Genomic DNA, 18394 nt, shown 5'->3' on the forward strand with positions numbered 1-18394 from the left:
CCCTCGTGACGCCCGTCAGAAGGTGATGGGCCACAGGTACTGGTGACCTCCGGGGCGGAACCACGACACCTGCACACTGCTCGCCCGCGCAAGCGTGCTGCCGAGCACCTCGAACTCGAGCGCGCTGCCCGGCGTCAACCGGCACGGCTGCAGCGGTGACAGGAAACCCGGCCCGATCATCCGGAGGACGACCCAGTGGACGGCTTCGTCGCTGACGTTCCGCAGTCGGTAGCGCGGGGCGTCGTCCCGCTCGACGATGAACGGCACCCGGTAGGCGGGTTCGCGACGGTTGCGGCGGGCGATGGGCGGGAGTTCACGGGTCATGGGACGACGCTACGAAGGACCGCCGACGATCTCGGGCCGAGGGGCCGCGTGCCGCGACGTGCTGTGGACCGGTCGCTGCCTGGCTCGCTTGTGGAGGAGCGTCGTCGCCCTCAGCGCGAGCGTTGCCCGATCACCACGCCAACGCCAGAAAGCGCCATGCCCTCGAGGGCCGGCGCTTCCGGTGGACGCGATGTCCTTGAGCGTTCCTGACGGAGCGGCCCGCTACTTCTTGTTGCGGCGCTGGTGACGGGTCTTGCGAAGCAGCTTGCGGTGCTTCTTCTTCGCCATACGCTTGCGGCGCTTCTTGATAACAGAACCCACGGATTTACCTCACAGAATTGGGGGGCTTGGCCGCAGGGATCGCGACCGAAGAGAACAAGTCTTGGGGCCAGTCTAGCCGATTACGGCGCGCGTCGTTCACACGTCGTTCGCCTGCAGGCTGGTAGGAGCGGGAGACCGCTCAGCCGACGTCGGCGACGGGACGTTGCCTGACCGCCTCGACAGCCGTCTCCGGAACCCGGAACGACTTCCCGAACCGGATGGCGGGGAGCTCCCCGGAATGCACGAGTCGGTACACGGTCATCTTGGACACGCGCATCATCTCGGCGACTTCGGCCACGGTGAGGAAGCGGACGTCTGCAGCATCCTGCGTCATCGAACCCCTCCGGTACGCCTGGGAACACTCTGGAACGGCGGTCCGAGGTCCGGATCGCCGCATGGCAACTCTAGAGGGACGACGACCACCTGTACATCCCCTGGGTGAACGGTATGGAACCGGCAGATCTACGGGCGCAGCTTCTTCGTCACCGACTGGACCGCGTGCGTGACGTCCGCCGCGACCTTTCCGACCGAGCCCGCGACCGCCTTCGCCTGCTCGGGGAGGGAGAGGGCGGCGAAGTCGACGTCGTCGTCCGCGTAATCGACGCTGAGGAACGGGATGAGCCAGTCCTCGACGTCCTCGAGGGGCGCGTAGTCCAGGCTGTAGTAGCGGTGCTGGCCTTCCTCGCGGACCTCGACGAGCTCGGCTTCGCGGAGGACCTTCAGGTGCTTCGACACGGTGGGCTGGCTGAGGCCGAGCTGCGCGACGATCTCGGAGACACTCGTCCCCGCTCCGCCGTGCCGTTGGAGCAACAGTGCGAGGATGTCCCGCCTGGTGGTGTCAGCGATCACGTCGAAAATGTCGGCCATGGTCCAACGATAGTGATCGATCGCGCGGAGTACCATTGCCTCCGGCGCAGTCCTGAGGTGTTGAGGGGTCAGATGAGCGGCAATGCCATGGGTCGTCGTCCCGAGATCATCGTCCGGCACGGACTCGCACGGGTCAGGGAGGCCGTCAGCGACTTCGCGGCGAAGTCCACCTCCCGGTTCGCCATCCTCGTGTTCAGCTTCCTGATCTTCGTGTTCACGATGCTGTTCTCGCTCCCCATCGCGAGCGCGGACCGCGAGGTCACCCCGATCGCCGACGCCCTGTTTACCGCGGTGTCGGTCATCTGCGTCACCGGGCTCTCCACCGTCGACATGGCGACGCACTGGTCCTTGTTCGGTCACGTCCTGGTGTTCATCGGCGTCCAGATCGGAGCCCTCGGCGTCCTGACACTCGCCTCGATCCTCGGCTTCGTCATCGCGCGACGACTCGGACTGCGCCAGAAGCTCATGGCCGCGAGCGACACCAACCCGCTGCGGTCGCACCACGGGCCGGTGGCCGAGGGCCAGGCCGTCCGCCTCGGTGAGATCGGCAACCTCCTCGTCACCGTCGCCGTCAGCGCCCTCGTGATCGAGGCTGCGCTCGCGGTCCTCCTGTTCCCGCGGATGCTGCTCGACGGCATCAACCCGTGGGACGCCGCCTGGAACAGCGTCTACTACGCCGCCATGGCGTTCACGAACACCGGCTTCACGCCGAACGCCGAGGGCCTCGCGGCCTTCGAGAACGACTACTGGTTCCTGAGCATCCTCATGCTCGGGGTCTTCCTCGGCAGCATCGGCTTCCCCGTCATCTACGCGTTGAGCCGCAACTTCCGCCGCCCGAGCCGGTGGTCGCTGCACGTCAAGCTCACCCTCGTGACCACGATCATCCTGTTCTTCGCCGGCGCGCTCGCCTTCATCCTGCTCGAGTTCAACAACCCCGAGACGTGGAACAAGTGGAACCTGTGGGACACGATCTTCCAAGGGTTCTTCCTGTCCGCGATGACCCGGTCGGGCGGGTTCTCGACCGTCGACATCGGTGACCTCAACGGCTCCACCCTGCTCGTCGCCGACATGCTCATGTTCATCGGCGGCGGCTCCGCCTCCACCGCGGGCGGGATCAAGGTGACCACCCTCGCCGTCCTGTTCCTGGCGGCGTTCGCCGAGGCGAGGGGCCGCGAAGGGGTCGAGGTCTTCCGGCGCCGGATCCCGCAGGACGTGCTCCGCGTCGCGGTCAGCGTCGTCCTCTGGGGTGCGACCATCGTCGCCCTGTCCACCATCGTCATCCTGCAGATGACCAAGGCACCGCTCGACCACGTGCTCTTCGACGTCATCTCGGCGTTCGCGACGGTCGGCCTCAGCACCGGCCTCGTCTCCGACCTCCCCGACGCCGGGGTGTACGTCCTCGCGGTCACCATGTTCCTCGGCCGCGTTGGTACAGTGACACTCGCTGCAGCCGTGGCCGCGAGCCAGAGCGGCCAGCTGTTCAAGCGACCCGAAGAGAGGCCCATCGTTGGTTGACCGCATCAAGCACGACGCCCCGGTCCTCGTCATCGGACTCGGACGGTTCGGCGCCGCCTGCGCCGGCGAGCTCGACCGACTCGACCGCGAGGTGCTCGCGATCGACGACAACTCGGACCTCGTGCAGAAGTGGTCCGACCGGGTCACCCACACCGTGCAGGCCGACGCGAAGAACATCGAGGCCCTCCGCCAGATCGGCGCCCAGGACTTCTCGGTCGCCGTCGTGGCCGTCGGGTCCTCGATCGAGGCGAGCGTGCTCATCACCGCGAACCTCGTCGACCTGAAGATCCCGCAGATCTGGGCCAAGGCCGTCTCCCAGTCGCACGGCAAGATCCTCGCCCGCGTGGGCGCGAGCCATGTCATCTACCCCGAGCGGGAGGCCGGCGAACGCGTGGCACACCTCGTGTCGGGACGCATGCTCGACTTCATCCAGTTCGACGACGACTTCGCCCTCGTGAAGATGTACCCGCCGAAGCCCATCCGCGGCCTCAACCTGACGGAGTCGGGCGTCCGCACGAAGTACCGCATCACGGTCGTCGGCGTGAAGTCACCCGGGAAGCCGTTCACCTACGCGACCGCGGACACCGTCGTGTCGAACCACGATCTGATCATCGTGTCGGGCACCTCGGCCGACATCGAGCGGTTCGCGTCCCTCGAGGGGTGACGACTCAGTCGAGCCGACGCGCGTAGCAGCGCGACAGGGGTTCGTCGACATAGGGCCCGAACACGGCGATGGGCGCGTATCCCTCGCGCTCGTAGAACCGCATCGCGTCGGGTTGCGCCGTCCCCGTCTCAAGGAGCATCTCCACGACGCCCAGCGACCCTGCCTCGGCTTCGAGCGCCCGGAGCACGGCGACCGCGACGCCGGCGCCACGCGCCTGCGGAGCCACGAACATGCGTTTGATCTCCGCACGCCCCTCCCCGAGGAGCCGCAGGCCTCCACAGCCGATCGGCGTGCCCGCCTCATCCCTCGCCACGAGGAAGACCGCGATGTCGTCCACCGACGGCGGTGTTCCCGGCTCATGGTCGTCGCTGCCGTAGCGGGCGTCGAGCTCGGCGCGCTGTGCTCGGCGCAGTTCGGTTCCGGCCTCGTCGGCCCAGTCGACCCGCTCGATCGTGATCGTCATCCCACATCCCGTCATTCCGTAACGTTCATTACGGTAACATCTGTCACGAGGTGAGACGGACATGGCCAGAACGAAGGATCCCGAGGCGCAGGCGCGCATCTCCCACGCGGTCTGGGAGGTGTTGGGCGAACACGGCCCGCAGGGGCTGACCCTGCGCGCCGTCGCAGACCGGGCCGGGTGCACGACCGGTCTCGTCCTCCACCGCTTCCCGGACAAGCTCGCGCTGCTGCTGCACGCACGGGACCTCCTCCACGAACGCACCGCAGCGCGCACCGCCGCGCTCGAAGCGGCCGCCGACACCCCCCGAGACGCCCTGCGTGCCGTCCTCCGCCAAGCCCTCTCCCTCACCGAGGAGACCCGCCAGGAGGCCAGGGTCTGGCTGGGGTACCTCGCAGCGGCGCTCGACGACGACGTGCTCGCCGAACGGCATCGCGCGGGTCACGCGGTGTTCGTCGCCCGCACCCGGCGCCTCGTCGCCGAGATCCGGCCCGAGCTGAGCGCGGACGAGGTCGCGGCGACGTCCACCGTCATCGTCGGATTCATCGAGGGCGTGAGCACCCTGAGCACGGCCGACGACGACCACTACGACGCCACAGCCCAGCTCGCCGGGCTGGACCGGCTGCTGCTCGCCCTCGGGCTCGACGAGCTGAGCGACGCATGATCGTCGTCCACCGATGGGCGGAGGCTACCGCCCACCACCGCGAACGGTTCGCCGAGCTCCTCGAGGAGTACCACCGGCGGACCGAGCACGAGAAACTCCTCGGCCGGGAGCCGCGTGCGGACGAGGCCCTCTCGACGACCACGCTCCCCGCGCGCTACCAGGCCGAGATCACCGAACCGGGCACCGCCTTCGCCGCCGACGAGATCCTCCTGGCCGTCGAGGACGATCAGGTGCTCGGCTGCGTCGTGCTGACCGACGGCCCGTCGCCGGAGCTCAAGCGCCTCTGGGTCGACCCCCGCGCCCGCCGCCGCGGTGTGGCCGGGACCCTGCTCGAGGCTGCGACGACCGCCGCCAGGCGACGGGGCGACGACACGGTGCGTCTCTCCGTCTGGCACTGGCGTTCCGCAGCGATAGCCCTCTACCGGCGGTCCGGCTTCGTCGCGGTCGCCTCCTGGGACGACAGACCCGGCCTCGACTGCTTCGTGCGGTCGCTGGACTGATCGGGTCCTCGGCGGGTCAGGAAGCCGAAAGCTCCTCGGCACGTGCGATCGCGGCGGCCGCGGCACGGTCGAAGGTCTCACTGAAGCCCGCCTCGGCGAGGACCGCGAGCGCCCGCTCCGTCGTCCCCTTCGGGCTCGTGACGTTGATGCGCAGCTGCTCCGCGCTCTCCCCCGTCGTCGCGAGCAACTCCGTGGCACCCCGGAAGGTGCCGTTGACCATCAGCGACGCCTGCTCCGGCGTGAAGCCGAGGCCGATCGCCGTGCGGGTCAGCTCCTCGACGAGGTAGTAGACGTACGCGGGGCCGGACCCGGAGATGGCGCTCAGCGCGTCGATCTTCGACTCGGGGATGACGACGACCTGGCCGACCGTCTCGAAGAGCGAGGTCACCACAGCGAGGTCCTCGTCGGAGGAGCGGGTGCCCGGGGCGAGCCCGGTGACCCCCAGGCCGACGTAGGACGGGGTGTTCGGCATGGACCGCAGCACGGACACCGACGCCGGAAGGGCGGCTTCGAACGCGGCTCCGCGGATGCCTGCGGCGAGGCTCACGACGATCGTCCCCGGCTGCAGCGCGTCGGCGATCTCGGCGAGGAGGTCGGCGACCATATAGGGCTTCACGCCGATCAGGAGGATCTTCGCCGCGGCCGCCGCCCGGCGGTTGCCGTCGGCATCCTGCTCGAGCGCGATCGAGGTGACCCCCGGCAGCTCGGCCAGGGCCTCCGCCTTGGCGATCGTCCGGTTCGTGACGGTGATGCCACCGTCGACCTCGACCCCCGGTTGGACGAGGCCACGCAACACGGCCCCTCCCATCGAACCGGCTCCGAGGATGGCGATGCTGGGCAGGCTGATCGTTTCACTCACCCTGCGAGTCTAGGGACCCGCGTGCTCGTCGGCACCTGCCCGGGTCGGCTCAATCGGCGAGACACGCGCCCGACGGCACCGCCGACTGGAGGGAGGTCGCGAGCGCGACGACCGGCAGGATCTCGTCCATCGCCAAGGCATAGCCGATCGGTGCAGAGTCCGCGTCCCGGGCGAAGATGACACCCTCCACCTCGCCGGACTCGGTGAGGAGCGGACCACCGGAGTTCCCCGGCTGCACCGTCCCCGACAGCGTCACGACCTGTCGGCTCGTGGGGTTCGCTCCGGTGATGTCGGCGACGAGGCTCGGGCCCACGACGATGACCTGCGCGCCGCCCGCGGTGTACGGGCCGCCGAACGGGTAGCCGGCGACGACCGCCTTCGCCCCTGGCGCCGGGTTCGGGGCGAGCGGCAGCACCCGGGCGCCGAGCCCGTCGACGCGGATGACGGCGAGGTCGTCGACCGGATCGAAGTAGACGATCCGCCCCGGCTTGGGCATGGACCCCGGCACCTCGACGACGGGCTCGCTGACACCGGCGAGGACGTGCGCGTTCGTCATGACCAGGTCGTCGGCGAAGACGAAGCCGCTGCCGGTGAGGCTCCGCGCGCAGGACTCGGCGGTGCCGCTGATGCGCACGACGGACTCGGACGCCGTCTGTAGCGCCGGCGTCGAGGTGTCGAGCTGCGGGGCCGCCGGGACGTCCGCCGTTCCACCGAAGGCCTCGATGACGCGCTGCGCACCGCCGTCGACCACCGTGGACCGCAGCTGCGCGAGCGTGCTCTTCACCTGGACGGGCGTGACGCGGTCGATCGTGCCGATCACGGCCGAGGACCCCACGGCCTGCGCGAGGAGCGGGATGCCGAGTGACCCCACACCGAGCGCCGCGGTGACGAGCACGAGCGCGGTGACGACCAGGTTGAGGGCGGCTCCCAGGAGTCGCTCCAGCCCACGCAGCGGGGTCTTCCGGACGACCGAACCGACGGCACCACCGATGACGGCGCCGATCGTGTACCCGATGCTCAAGAGCACGACGGCTGCGGCGACGGCCGCCCAGCCCCGCCAGGCCGTGTCGGGAACCCAGGAGGCGACGAGGGGGATCGCGAAGAACGCGCCGACGCCACCCGCCACGAGCCCGACCAGTCCGCCGAGGCTCCCGAGGAGCCCGGCGCGCCACCCGCGGATCACGAACACGATCAGGATGACGACGAGGACGATGTCGAGGATCACGCCGGGTTGCATCCTGCGATCCTGCCATCACCGTCCGACAGTGGCCTCCGGAAGTGCTGGGAGCCCTTCGACAGGCTCAGGGACCATAGGCGGCTCAGGGAGCTGTGACGCCGCTCGGCCCGCGGAAGAAGTCGGTGAGGAGCGTCGAGCAGCGGTCGGCCTCGACACCCGCGTAGACCTCCACGCGGTGCTGCAACCGCCGGTCGCGCAGGACGTCGTAGACCGAACCGACCGCTCCGGCCTTCTCGTCCCAGGCACCGAACACGACGCGCGGGATCCGCGCCGCCAGGATCGCTCCGGCGCACATGACGCACGGCTCGAGGGTGACGACGAGCGTGAGTTCCGTCAGGTGCCAGTCGCCGAGCGCGCTCGCGGCCGCGCGGATCGCGACGACCTCGGCGTGGGCCGTCGGGTCGGTGTGCAGCTCCCGCTCGTTGCGGCCTGCGGCGACGACGGTTCCGTCCGGAGCGACGAGGACGGCGCCGACCGGGACGTCGTCGGTCTCGAGCGCCGCCTCCGCCTCGGCGAGGGCGAGGTCCATCCAGGCGACGAACTCGGCCGGTGCGTGCATCCGTCATCTCCCCGAAATCCTCGTCACCACGCGAGCGACTAGATTGATCGTATGCGAGTGCACGTAGCCGACCACCCTCTCATCACCCACAAGCTCACGGTGCTCCGCGACAAGACGACACCGTCGCCCGTGTTCCGGGCCCTCACCGAGGAACTCGTCACCCTGCTCGCCTACGAGGCGACCCGTGGCGTCACCGTCGAAGAGATCACGATCCAGACCCCGGTCACCGAGACCGTCGGCGTCAAGATCAGTGAGCCGCGTCCGCTCGTCGTCCCGATCCTGCGCGCCGGACTCGGCATGCTCGAGGGCATGGTGAAGCTGCTCCCCACGGCCGAAGTCGGATTCCTCGGCATGGTGCGCAACGAAGAGACCCTCGAGCCCACCACGTACGCCGAGCGACTCCCGGACGACCTCTCCGACCGGCAGTGCTTCGTCCTCGACCCGATGCTCGCCACCGGTGGTTCGCTCGCTGCGGCGATCGACTTCCTCTTCCAGCGCGGAGCGGTCCACGTCACCGCGATCTGCCTGCTCGCCGCACCCGAAGGCCTCGAGCGCCTCGAGGCCGAGACCGCCGGCAAGGACGTCACCATCGTCCTCGGCGCCCTCGACGAGCGCCTCGACGAGAACGGCTACATCGTGCCGGGCCTCGGCGACGCCGGCGACCGCCTCTACGGCGTCGTCTGAGCCGCGACCTCCCGCTCATCCGAGGCGGATCGGCGTCCTGACGGGCGGCGGTCCGCCTCGAACCGTTCCACGGGCACCTGCAACACCCCCACGCAACAAACCGTCATCTGGCGCAGATACTTGACAGGATCCGGGCCGTTCCTGTTGTATTGCGGACTATGACGACCAACGCGCCCACCCTGACCTCCTTCGAGGCCCCTGGGGACGCCGGCATGATGATGCCCGGCCGCGCGGTCATGTGCTGCCGAATGTGTCGCTGATCCGACACCTCCAGCATCGGTAGCGGTCCAGAAGGATCCGCTCCACTGCTCCAGCACGACAGAGTCCGCCGCTCCCCCACCCGGTGAGCCGACTCCCGGACGCACCCCGTCCGCACCCGGCCGACGCGCCACCCTCCCGGATCGCGGGACCGCCACTGCCCACCGGCAGGCGGGATCACCCCGAGCGCACCGCGCACGATCCGCCGCAGCATCATCACCCCGAGGACTTCCCACTCATGTCTCTTGCAGCCGTTCAGACCACCCGCCCCGCCCGCCAGCTCGCCGCCGTCGAGGACGCCCCTCGTGCCGCGACGCCGCACGTCCGCGCCGTTCCGGCCGGGCCCGAAGCCCGCGGCTTCGTCCTCTACGTCGGACTCGACGAGGCCAAGGCGCAGGCAGCCGGTACGAGCCTCGGCGAGATCGTCGAAGCCATCAAGGCCCTGACCGCCCAGTTCGCCCCTGACGCCGAGACGCATGCCGCCGTCGCCCTCGCACCACGCGGTGCCGGCGGACGCGACCTCGACGTCGTCCGCCTCGCCCTCCAGGACCCGTCGGCCCTCGCAGCCCACCGCGACGAGGTCGACGAGGAGGAGCAGGACGTCGCCCACGCCGGCGTCGTCGTCGACATCTCCCGCAAGCGCCTCGTGCTCGACAACGAGCCGGCGGCCCTCACCTACAAGGAGTTCGAGCTCCTGCAGTACCTCGTCCTCCGCGAGGGTCGCACCATCGAACGGGCCGAGCTCATCTCGTCCCTGTGGCGGGCCGGCGACGACGAAGAGGTACCCAACGAGCGGACCATCGACGTCCACGTCCGCCGTCTCCGCGCCAAGCTCGGCCGCTACGAGGACATCGTGCGCACCGTGCGCGGGGTCGGCTACCGCTTCGACCGCCACGCGGACGTCTCGATCCGTTACGCCAGCACGCCGTCGCCCGACCTCTTCTGAGCCGCAGCGGGGCAACGCAGACGAACGGGCCCGGCGGGTGGACATCCACCCGCCGGGCCCGTTCTCATGCCACCGGTCACTGCACGCGTGGGCGCTTCGGGGTCTCTCCGGGAGCCGGCACCGGACGCATCGCGAGCTTCCAGACACCGAACACCGCGATCGCTCCGGCGACGACGAACAGCACGAGCGCGTACCAGGGGGCACTCGAGGCCTCGCCGAGCACCACGATGCCGATACCGACGGCGACGAGCGGATCGACGACGGTGAGGCCGGCGACCACCAGGTCGGGCTGACCGCTCTGGTGCGCCTTCTGGACGAAGAAGCCGCCCAAGCCGGCCGCGACGAGCAGCGCGACGATGCCGACCACCGTGAGGCCCTCGAAGTTCTGCGTGATGACCCGGTTGATGACGACCTTCGCGAGTGTCACGACGAAGCCGTACAGCACCCCGGCCGCGACGACGTAGAACACGGTGTGCAACTTCCGGCGCCACAGCGCGTAGGCGCCGGCGAGCGCGAGCGTCACGACCGCGAGCATGATCAGGATGATGATCAGCTGCGGCTGGCGGATGGGTTCCTCGATCGCGTACAGGGCCGCGACGATCACGAAGAGCCCGATGCCCGCGACGCAGAGCACCATCGCGCGGGTCTGCTCCTTCGTGACGCGGACCTTCGTCACCCTGGCGTTCAGCAGGGCCGTGATCACGAGGGCGATCGCGCCGAGCGGCTGGACCACGATGAGTGGCGCGAAGGCCAGGGCCACGAGCTGGAAGACGATCGCCAGCCCCAGCAGCGCCGTGCCGATGAGCCACGACGGACGCCCGAGCAACTGCGGCAGCTGCTTCAGACCGAAGGCGGCGGATGCTGCCTCGACCTTGCCGACGCCACGGGACTGGAGCTGCGTCCCCACCGCGAGGAAGAACGCGCCGACGAGGGCGATCGGGATGCCGATGGCCTGGTACGGCGTGACGGAGATCGACGGGAGGTCGAGGTCTCCGGCCGTCCGGAGCGACTCGGCCACGAGACCGGTAGAGCTGGAGAGCACCAGCGCGCCGGCGGCGAGGACCGGGAACGTCGCGATCCCCATCACTTGGCCGCCGCGCTCGTGCCGACGGCCGCCGTCTCGGCGTCCCCGAGCTTCTGCTCCGGGACGACCTTGGCGTCCTGGCTCGGGAAGACGACCTTCTGGACGATGATGATGATCGACGCGGCGACCGGGATCGCGACGAGCGCACCGAGGATGCCGCCGAGCGCACCGCCACCGAACGCCGCGATGACGACGAGGGCGCCGGGCACGGCGACGGCTTTGTTCATGATGCGCGGGCTGAGGACGTAGGCCTCGAGCTGCATGTAGATCAGGTAGTAGATGATCGCGATGAGTGCGGTCACCGGCGAGGCGAAGAGGCACAGCGCGCTGTTCACGATCGACGCGCTCAGTGTTCCGACGAGCGGGATCATCGATCCGATGAAGGCGAGGAGCGCGAGGAGCGGCGGGAACGGGGCGCCGATGATGCTGAGGAAGATGAAGCTCAGCACCCCGTTGACGAGCGCGAGCCCGACCTGGCCGACGACGTATCGTCCGACGGCCTGGGTGATCTCCTCGAGCACCTGCGCGAAGCCCTCGCGTCGGTAGGCGGGGAGGAAGCGGTACGTGACCGCCTTCATCGAACGGAGCGACGCGAGGAAGTACAGCGTCAGGATGAGGACGATGATCGCACCGGTGATCCCCGATGCGACGCCGGCGCCGACCGCGACGATGCCGCCGCCGATGTTCAGCAGGTTGTTCGGGTCCTTGAAGAACGCGAAGACGTCGTTCAGCGCGGAGTCGATGTCGAGGGTGTTGCCCACGGTGTTCTGGACCCAGCCGACGAAGTCGCTGTTCAAGAACTGCTGCGAGATCCGCGGGTAGTCGTTGACGAAGTTGGTGATCTGCGTCACGAGCAGCGGGACGATGGCGAAGATGATCCCGACGAAGGCACCGATCACCGCGAGGAAGACGACGGCGATCGCGAGGCCGCGGGGCAGCTTCTGTTCCAGCCACGACACGAGCGGGTCGAGACCCAGGGCGATGAACAGGGCGACGCCCACGTAGATGAGCGTGGTGCTCAACTGGGTGACGATGCTGCCCAGCACGAGCGCGACGAGCACACCGATACCGCCGACGAGGCCGATCCGGAACGCGTTGATCCGGACGCTCGGTGCCGAGGGCTGCAGGGCGGCGACCACCGCGGCGGAGGGCGGTGAGGACGCCGCCGCCTTCGCAGCCCGTTCCTGCTTCGCCTGCTCGTGCTTGGCGCGCCTGGCTTCGCGCTCCTCCGGTGTGGAGGAGAACCCCGGCAACCGGAGCTTGGGGGTCTTCATCGTGCGGTCTCCTCGGTGGTGGTACGGGGTGGAGCTGGTCGGAAATGGTACATCCTGCGTCTCCTTCGTACGGCGGTCGCTCGGACCGCCGCTCTGTGCCTACAGTAGTGAGACGGAGCGTGGCCCGCTGATGTCACGCTCCCTTCTGGGGAAAGCAGTCGCACGATGTCGCGGGTCGGATCAGAGAGGTGGCTGCACGGTGGGAGCTGAGCCTGCGCGGACACCCGTGAGCCTGCTCGACCAGGCGACGGACCGAACCCTCGTCGAGCGCTGCGTCGACGGCGACACCCGCGCCTTCCAGGTGCTCATCACCCGCTACGGGCGGATGATGAAGGCCTACGCCGTCCGACTCACCCGGTCCTCCGCGGACGGCGACGACGTCGTCCAGGAGGCGCTCATCTCGGCCTGGAAGCGCATCGACACGCTCGAGGACGGCGCGATGGTGAAGAGCTGGCTCATGCGCATCGTCAGCCGACGCGCGATCGACCTCATGCGGCAGCGCAAGGACACCGACTCGACCGACGACGCCGTCATCGAGGCGCCGGAGCGCGACGGTCCGGAGCGGAAGGCCGAGGCGTCGTCACAGCTGGGAGCCCTGTCAGCCGCGCTCGACAGACTGCCGCACGGACAGCACCAGGCCTGGGTGCTCCGCGAGATCGGTGGGTACTCCTACGAGGAGATCGCCGAGCAGCTCGGGCAGAGTGTCGCCAGTGTGCGAGGGAGCCTCGCCAGGGCGAGAGCGAAACTGATGACGGAGATGGAGGGGTGGCGATGACCGACGGGACGCAGAGCGACGGGCTCGAGCCGAGCGGATGCGCACACGGCATCGACGCCCTCACCGACTACCTCGAGCGGGACATGCTGCCCGCCGACCCCACGATCGACGACTCCCCCGAGTGCCAACGGGTCCTCCGGTCGTTGCGGCGGGTCCGCTCACTCGCGGCGCCGCTGCTCGAGGCCGACGAGGCCGCGGTCACGACGCTCGATCAGGACTGGATCCGCGGGATCATGGAGAACATCGGCCGAGAGGCCAAAGCGGGCCGCGACATCCCGTTCGCCGCGGCCGACGACGATGCGGCACTCGTCATCACGGAGGGCACGGTCCGTGGCCTGGTCCGCGGCGCCGGCGACCGGACCCCCGGCGTCCTCGTGGGCCGATGCGTGCTCGACGGTGATGTGACGGTGGCGGGAGAGCCGATCACCCTGCACGTCACGGTCAGCATCGGCTGGGGTCGATCGGTCGCGGAGGCGGTGGCGCAGTTCCGCGAGGAGGTCCGCGCGAGTCTCGTGCAGCACACCGACCTGGTGGTGGCCGGGCTCGACGTCGTCGTCGACGACCTGCACTTCGAGGCCGAGCAGCACGGAGAGGTGGGGGACGATGAGTGACCTGACGGACACGGGCGACGCGCTCGACACGCTTGCGATGGTCCTCGACGCGGCTGTCGAAGCGGTGCCGGGGGTCGTGCGGCTCACGGCGGCCGAACCGACGCTGGTGCGTGCCGCGCGTGAGGGCGTCGGAGCGCTCCTCGGCGCACCGGACCAGAGCGCGCGCGTGAGCGTCAAGCGGGTCCGCGGCGCCGTGGCCGTGCACGCGAACATCGCCGTCGCCGCGGAACACGCTTCGCCCGCCGTCGCGCAGGCGGTGCACCGCGCGATCGCGGAGCTCCTCCCCTCGGCCGACGACGCTGCGGCTCCGTCCATCACGGTGCGCGTCGTCGATGTCGTGCCGAGTGGCTCGCAGGAGTGAGCCCGGGCGCTCCGCTCTCACGTGAGTTGTCACGAAATGAGACGCACGAATCGCGGTAGTCCGGGGAAGGCTGACCGGCTCTTCGTCATCTTGTCTCACGCGAGTTGTCAGCATTCCGCATGCATGTGGTTCGATCGTGCCGGAGCGCGTTGGAGGTAGAGGCCTCACACCCGACGCTAGCCCAGGCTCGGAGCGGGTTCTTCCACGGCGACGATCGGGGCGTCGCGGCGCAAAACTCCCGTCGAAAGACGCGGCCTGTGCTGCTGCCGACAATTGGGGGCGATCGAACGCGTAGCAATCCTCCGGCCACAGCACTCAGCTGTGCTAGCCAAGGCACATCAACGAACGGCGCCATGACCATAGCGACCGTCGCAATGAACGCCTGGAATGCGAGCGCGCTTCAGTGCTCGGCTTCGTCCGCGTCCGTGCGCGCACTAATGTGCTGAGCGACGTACTCCACCATCTGGTCCGCCGACCAGTTGGTTGCCCGTGCGGCGAAGTCGACCAAGAAGCTCGATAGATGCGCGTTCGCCAGAATATAGGCCGTCATCCTCTCCTCAACCTCGGTCGACTGGGCAGACAGAAAGTCGGAGATGTTCTGCATGCTGATCTGCCGAGCCTCGTCGTCCCGAAGGGTCTGGGAAGTCATCAGTTCCGTTGACAGCCGGAGTGCCTCTCGCACGAGGCTGTCGAAGTATTCGTCACCCACCATGGTCTGAGAGTAGCGAGGTAGGCACCATTTGTCGCGCCTCTATCGGGTTTCATCGCATCGAACGAGGTGCAGCCCCGACTGGCATCTCGGGTTTGCCTCGTAGTCAGTTTGAGATCTGCCTTCGCGACGATTCCATCACTGGCCGCTTGCTCAAATTGGAGGATATACGCGGCGGGGACTGACCACGACACGCGCGCATCCGCCGTGCTGTGCGCGCAACCGACAGACTCTGTTCTCCCGATTCGCGATGCGCGCGCGAACCATAAGTGCGTCGCGCACGCCGCGAGCGCCGCCATTTCGAGACATCAAGCTCATTTGCACGAGTGGTGAGACTCAGCCCCTTGCCTGGAAGAGACAGAACAGCGGTTAAACAAGCCACCAGCGAGCGTTCGGTGCCTACTGAACGAATAGTGGGCGATTGGCCCCGTGAGCGGATCGGTTCGATCTCGCCGCGAAGAATATCTTCTCGCGAACCCCAGTGCGACAGTCGCGGACAACGGGACGGTTGTCTTCGAGGCCGGTCGGCTACTGTCTCACGTGGGGTTCCGATCCAACGCTCGACGGGTGACGCCGGAGTTCGAAGGCAGCGACTTGTCCTGTGTGACATCACACGACGGTATCCCTTCGAGAGTAAACTCGTGGCCCACTGGAAAGATAATTACGCTCCGAATCTGGCCGACCCAACGATACGAACAGCTCACACTCGAGATCGAGGGCCGCACGCCGGCCTCCGGGCTCGAGACACCGGTGGACGTGCCGATTATGAGGCCCGCGCCAAACGGTACTGGGCTCGTAGAGCGTGCCTTGTGCCACCTCCCGTCCAACCGACACCCGCAGAGCGACGCAATCACACGGCCGCGGTCGTCCTGTCGCCGCCGGGGTCGGTTGGGGTCTCCGCTTCATGATCGTCGAAATCACTCATCCATGAGAATGCCGCGGTCACGGCGTCGATGTTGGTCCCGAGGATCCGGAGGCCGTCACGGACGACGGTATGGAACAGGTCGACCCACGATGTCGCAAGGTCAACATTCCCACCCGAGTTCAGGGACATGCTCGGGATCTGGTGCCCACCATGGAGAATGTTCGCGCAGCGCTCCATCGCATGCGTCTCCACGGACCACCACTCCGAATGAGCGACGCCGCTGGAAAGCGAGTACGCCTGACGATAAAAGTCGAGCAGGCCAGCCTCGTCGGCCATCACGCGAATCGATAAGCGCAGCAGCGAGAGAACCGGCACCCGCAATAGCGGACGATCTGAGCACGCGTCAGCGGGTAGCCAGGGCGCCCCGCACTGCGCGCTGCTTGCACGGAGTCGCAGCGTCGCGGCCGGCCTCCCGTTCGTCGTTGTCGAGGTCATCGGCCACGTTGAGGCGTCAATCGCCGACCGGCACGGCCGCATTCGGAGTGGATGTCCCGCCCCGGGTCACGATGTTCAATGCCACTCCCCCGAAGACCGTCATCGCTCCGCACGCCGGGGGGGGCACCGGCCGACTACTGCCTCTAGTGGTCTCAGACCGCGGCCTGTTCGTAGTCTCGGCGGTAGACAGCGACCGTCGGGCGGAGCTCTTCCAGGCCGGAGGCGAATCCGCACATGCCCCGGCATTGCGGTTGGGAGGTGTAATTGAACTCGGCCCGGAGATGCTTTGGACGACACCGTGTCGCGCGGTAAGGCGAACGCCGCCGATGACTCCGCTTGCGGCGGACTCGCTATCGTACAATCATGACGACTCCGGACTCGCGCGCCTTTGAGCACAGGAATCGGGCGCGCAAGCGAATATGGATAATTGTCACTGTCGCCATACTGTTCGTTCTGCTGGCGGCGTTCACCCTCTGGAATCTCCCGGACATGTTGCTCCGCAACTGGTTTCCCGACCTCCCATCCGCGGAGCGCGCGCCGTTTCTCGGCCCAGCCGCTCAGATCGTGCTCTTCGGGCTAGGTGGCGTCATCGCTATCGTCGGCGTAGGGCTGAGCGTTGCTCGTCACGCCGAAGAGCTCCTCGCTGCGGAGCTTGACCGCGAGCGGGCCACTCTCGAGCGAGATCGCAATGCGCTGTCGATGAACTCTCACCGGTTCGATCAGGAAGTCGAGCGCCATCGCCGCGACGAAGCATTTGCCGATCGGAAGGCCGCCACCGAGCAAGAGTTCCGTTCGCGCTTCGTGAGCTCGGTGGAGATGCTGACGGTGAACGGTGCGATCAAGCGGACGGCCGGGCTCTATGCCCTTGCAGCGCTCGCCGATGACTGGATCCGGTTCGACCGGCGCGATGAGGCTCAGGTGTGTATCAATGTACTCTGCGGATACCTCCGGTCTCCCTTGACCCAGAAGGAGGACGAAGCGCCTACTGAGGAAGCCGCGATCCGCGTGAGCGGATATAGCATTGTCCGAAGCCGACTAGTCGCGAACGGCCAGGACGATCCGGCGTGGTCTGGTTTCACATTCGACCTTCGGGACGCCCCAATCCACTTTGATGTCCCACTCAGCGGCATCGTGATCGGGAAGGACACCGTCGTCGATTTCTCTGGCGCCGATGTCCTCGATAAGGCGCTCACGTTCAGCCGGGCGCGACTCACCGCCAACGGCGCGCTCCGCATTGACAACGCCAAGATACGTGGAGCTGGATGGGTAACGATGCGCAATGCGAGCATGTCCGACTCCGCCACGCTCGACGTGATGGGAACGAGTGTCGCAGACCAAGCACGAATCGCTATCAATCGGCTCAAGATGACCGAGAACGCAGACATCGAAATCTCTGTTGAGGCATCCGACGGCGCCAGGATCACACTCAGCACTTTGCAGCGGCACGAAAGCACCACCAGCATCGGCGGGACGTTCACGAATGAAACATCGCTGATTGTCCAGCGGGCGAGAATTGAAGACGACGCAGACCTCGACCTTGATGATGTGTCGCTGTCCGATGACGCATACATGTCGCTGTCGCACACGGCAGCGTCTGGCAACGGCACCATCTCGGTCGGAGGCGCAGTATTGCGTAAATCCGGGTTGGAATTCGATACGGAAGCGCGCCCCACTCAACGCGGCGAGACCCTAGCCAGACAGGTGTATAGAGAGGACGACCGCAGTTCGTTCGGCCCCAGCGCGTTCATCAGGGCAGGCAGCGCAATAAGCACCCGACCTGAGTCCGACGATACCTCGGAGTGACAGGGTCATGAGCTGCCGGCCCTCGGCGGCAATCCGCCTGCACGTTCTCCAGCGTTCGCCGGGATGGCAAGCCTGCCGCCCACCCGTCGAACGTCGGTCCGGCTCCGCGAGGCCGTTCGCCCCTCGCGGTGCGTTTCGTCGCGCAATGACCATCACGGTGCGCGTCGTCGACGTCGTGCCGAGTGGCTCGCAGGAGTGAGCCCGGGCGCTCCGCTCGGGTAGCGTCACTCGGGGAATTCCCAGCAAAAATAACAGTTCGATAACTACCGCTCGTTACCGATCCGTTATATGGTTTTGGAACGTCAGATGTTTGCTGTGGCAGCTGACGGAATGTGATTGCAGGACACTCTTGGTGCAAGGGAAAGAGAGCCGGTCGTAGCCTCTGCGACCGGCTCTCGCTTTGCCTCTGACCAGGGGATTAGCTCCGTGTCCTCTCCTCGCCTGGCGGTAGGCCAGATGGCTGCTGCGATGCCGTGCCTTTTCAGTGCCGATCTGGGCGCAACTTTCGCCCGATCCAGCTCAACCGCGAACCCCGCGCGATTGGTCCCGGTCCCGGTAG

At 67.7% G+C, this 18394-nt stretch carries 22 protein-coding genes; 10 read left to right on the plus strand and 12 right to left on the minus strand.

Translation table 11 applies throughout. From position 1 onward, the window contains the following. Nucleotides 1–15: 15 nt before the first annotated feature. The 4 genes from QRN27_RS14055 to QRN27_RS14070 form a co-directional block, all read right to left on the minus strand. Complete coding sequence (locus tag QRN27_RS14055; protein WP_285042755.1) at nucleotides 16–324, minus strand: hypothetical protein; 309 nt, start codon at nucleotides 322–324, stop codon at nucleotides 16–18. Between the two features lie 222 nt (nucleotides 325–546). Next, the gene (locus QRN27_RS14060; protein WP_003792170.1) at nucleotides 547–645 is read right to left on the minus strand and encodes a 30S ribosomal protein bS22; all 99 of its coding nucleotides are present in this window, start codon (nucleotides 643–645) and stop codon (nucleotides 547–549) included. Between the two features lie 139 nt (nucleotides 646–784). Continuing rightward, entirely contained in the window at nucleotides 785–979 is a 195-nt protein-coding gene (locus QRN27_RS14065) for a helix-turn-helix domain-containing protein (RefSeq protein ID WP_056776748.1), read from the minus strand. A 128-nt stretch (nucleotides 980–1107) separates the two neighbouring features. Then, nucleotides 1108–1512: an ArsR/SmtB family transcription factor gene (locus QRN27_RS14070; RefSeq protein ID WP_285042756.1), complete on the minus strand. Its 405-nt coding sequence runs from the start codon at nucleotides 1510–1512 to the stop codon at nucleotides 1108–1110. A gap of 72 nt (nucleotides 1513–1584) precedes the next feature. On the opposite strand from QRN27_RS14070, the gene QRN27_RS14075 reads away from it, so the two are divergent. After that, a complete protein-coding gene (locus tag QRN27_RS14075) occupies nucleotides 1585–3027 on the plus strand; it encodes a TrkH family potassium uptake protein (RefSeq protein WP_056776751.1) in 1443 nt (480 codons plus the stop codon). Beyond that, nucleotides 3020–3691: a potassium channel family protein gene (locus QRN27_RS14080; protein WP_056013885.1), complete on the plus strand. Its 672-nt coding sequence runs from the start codon at nucleotides 3020–3022 to the stop codon at nucleotides 3689–3691. Before QRN27_RS14075 ends, QRN27_RS14080 begins: the two co-directional genes overlap by 8 nt. Before the next feature lie 4 nt (nucleotides 3692–3695). Here QRN27_RS14080 and QRN27_RS14085 read toward each other — a convergent pair whose 3' ends face one another. Continuing rightward, complete coding sequence (locus QRN27_RS14085; protein WP_285042757.1) at nucleotides 3696–4154, minus strand: GNAT family N-acetyltransferase; 459 nt, start codon at nucleotides 4152–4154, stop codon at nucleotides 3696–3698. A 61-nt stretch (nucleotides 4155–4215) separates the two neighbouring features. On the opposite strand from QRN27_RS14085, the gene QRN27_RS14090 reads away from it, so the two are divergent. Beyond that, the gene (locus tag QRN27_RS14090) at nucleotides 4216–4815 is read left to right on the plus strand and encodes a TetR/AcrR family transcriptional regulator (RefSeq protein ID WP_285042758.1); all 600 of its coding nucleotides are present in this window, start codon (nucleotides 4216–4218) and stop codon (nucleotides 4813–4815) included. Beyond that, on the plus strand, nucleotides 4812–5315 hold the full coding sequence (locus QRN27_RS14095) for a GNAT family N-acetyltransferase (protein WP_285042759.1): 504 nt from the start codon (nucleotides 4812–4814) through the stop codon (nucleotides 5313–5315). Before QRN27_RS14090 ends, QRN27_RS14095 begins: the two co-directional genes overlap by 4 nt. A gap of 16 nt (nucleotides 5316–5331) precedes the next feature. Here the strand turns inward: QRN27_RS14095 and proC are convergent, their stop codons facing one another. From proC to tadA, 3 genes are all read right to left on the minus strand, one after another. Then, nucleotides 5332–6174, minus strand: a complete 843-nt coding sequence (gene proC, locus QRN27_RS14100) for a pyrroline-5-carboxylate reductase (protein ID WP_285042760.1) — start codon at nucleotides 6172–6174, stop codon at nucleotides 5332–5334. 49 nt (nucleotides 6175–6223) lie between these two features. Next, a complete protein-coding gene (locus QRN27_RS14105; protein ID WP_285042761.1) occupies nucleotides 6224–7411 on the minus strand; it encodes a MarP family serine protease in 1188 nt (395 codons plus the stop codon). 82 nt (nucleotides 7412–7493) lie between these two features. Then, nucleotides 7494–7970, minus strand: coding sequence for a tRNA adenosine(34) deaminase TadA (gene tadA / locus QRN27_RS14110; protein ID WP_285042762.1), 477 nt, complete (start codon nucleotides 7968–7970; stop codon nucleotides 7494–7496). A gap of 51 nt (nucleotides 7971–8021) precedes the next feature. On the opposite strand from tadA, the gene upp reads away from it, so the two are divergent. Beyond that, nucleotides 8022–8654 (plus strand): uracil phosphoribosyltransferase, encoded by a 633-nt coding sequence (upp, locus tag QRN27_RS14115; RefSeq protein ID WP_056013869.1) that lies wholly within the window; start codon nucleotides 8022–8024, stop codon nucleotides 8652–8654. A gap of 496 nt (nucleotides 8655–9150) precedes the next feature. Beyond that, nucleotides 9151–9858 (plus strand): winged helix-turn-helix domain-containing protein, encoded by a 708-nt coding sequence (locus QRN27_RS14120; RefSeq protein WP_285042763.1) that lies wholly within the window; start codon nucleotides 9151–9153, stop codon nucleotides 9856–9858. 76 nt (nucleotides 9859–9934) lie between these two features. On the opposite strand, the gene QRN27_RS14125 is transcribed toward QRN27_RS14120, so the two are convergent. Together QRN27_RS14125 and QRN27_RS14130 are read right to left on the minus strand one after the other, a co-directional pair. Then, nucleotides 9935–10942: a DMT family transporter gene (locus QRN27_RS14125; protein ID WP_285042764.1), complete on the minus strand. Its 1008-nt coding sequence runs from the start codon at nucleotides 10940–10942 to the stop codon at nucleotides 9935–9937. Beyond that, entirely contained in the window at nucleotides 10942–12216 is a 1275-nt protein-coding gene (locus tag QRN27_RS14130; RefSeq protein ID WP_285042765.1) for an AI-2E family transporter, read from the minus strand. The genes QRN27_RS14125 and QRN27_RS14130 overlap by 1 nt, the downstream gene beginning before the upstream one ends. A 226-nt stretch (nucleotides 12217–12442) precedes the next feature. Between QRN27_RS14130 and QRN27_RS14135 the strand changes: the two genes are divergently transcribed. The 3 genes from QRN27_RS14135 to QRN27_RS14145 are packed head-to-tail and all read left to right on the plus strand — an operon-like array spanning nucleotide 12443 to nucleotide 13963. Beyond that, nucleotides 12443–12991, plus strand: a complete 549-nt coding sequence (locus tag QRN27_RS14135) for an RNA polymerase sigma factor (RefSeq protein ID WP_056013865.1) — start codon at nucleotides 12443–12445, stop codon at nucleotides 12989–12991. Beyond that, nucleotides 12988–13602, plus strand: coding sequence for an Asp23/Gls24 family envelope stress response protein (locus QRN27_RS14140; protein ID WP_285042766.1), 615 nt, complete (start codon nucleotides 12988–12990; stop codon nucleotides 13600–13602). The genes QRN27_RS14135 and QRN27_RS14140 overlap by 4 nt, the downstream gene beginning before the upstream one ends. Next, nucleotides 13595–13963 carry an Asp23/Gls24 family envelope stress response protein gene (locus tag QRN27_RS14145; protein ID WP_285042767.1) on the plus strand — a complete coding sequence of 123 codons (369 nt, stop codon included), beginning with the start codon at nucleotides 13595–13597 and terminating at the stop codon, nucleotides 13961–13963. Before QRN27_RS14140 ends, QRN27_RS14145 begins: the two co-directional genes overlap by 8 nt. Before the next feature lie 400 nt (nucleotides 13964–14363). Here the strand turns inward: QRN27_RS14145 and QRN27_RS14150 are convergent, their stop codons facing one another. Beyond that, entirely contained in the window at nucleotides 14364–14675 is a 312-nt protein-coding gene (locus tag QRN27_RS14150; RefSeq protein WP_285042768.1) for a hypothetical protein, read from the minus strand. An 847-nt stretch (nucleotides 14676–15522) separates the two neighbouring features. Beyond that, nucleotides 15523–15912, minus strand: a complete 390-nt coding sequence (locus QRN27_RS14155; RefSeq protein WP_285042769.1) for a hypothetical protein — start codon at nucleotides 15910–15912, stop codon at nucleotides 15523–15525. 483 nt (nucleotides 15913–16395) lie between these two features. Here QRN27_RS14155 and QRN27_RS14160 point away from each other — a divergent pair, with 483 nt between their 5' ends. Beyond that, the gene (locus QRN27_RS14160) at nucleotides 16396–17835 is read left to right on the plus strand and encodes a hypothetical protein (protein ID WP_285042770.1); all 1440 of its coding nucleotides are present in this window, start codon (nucleotides 16396–16398) and stop codon (nucleotides 17833–17835) included. The last annotated feature ends 559 nt before the right edge of the window (nucleotides 17836–18394 follow it).

The organism is Plantibacter sp. LMC-P-059a, assembly GCF_030209505.1.
Classification (GTDB): domain Bacteria; phylum Actinomycetota; class Actinomycetes; order Actinomycetales; family Microbacteriaceae; genus Plantibacter.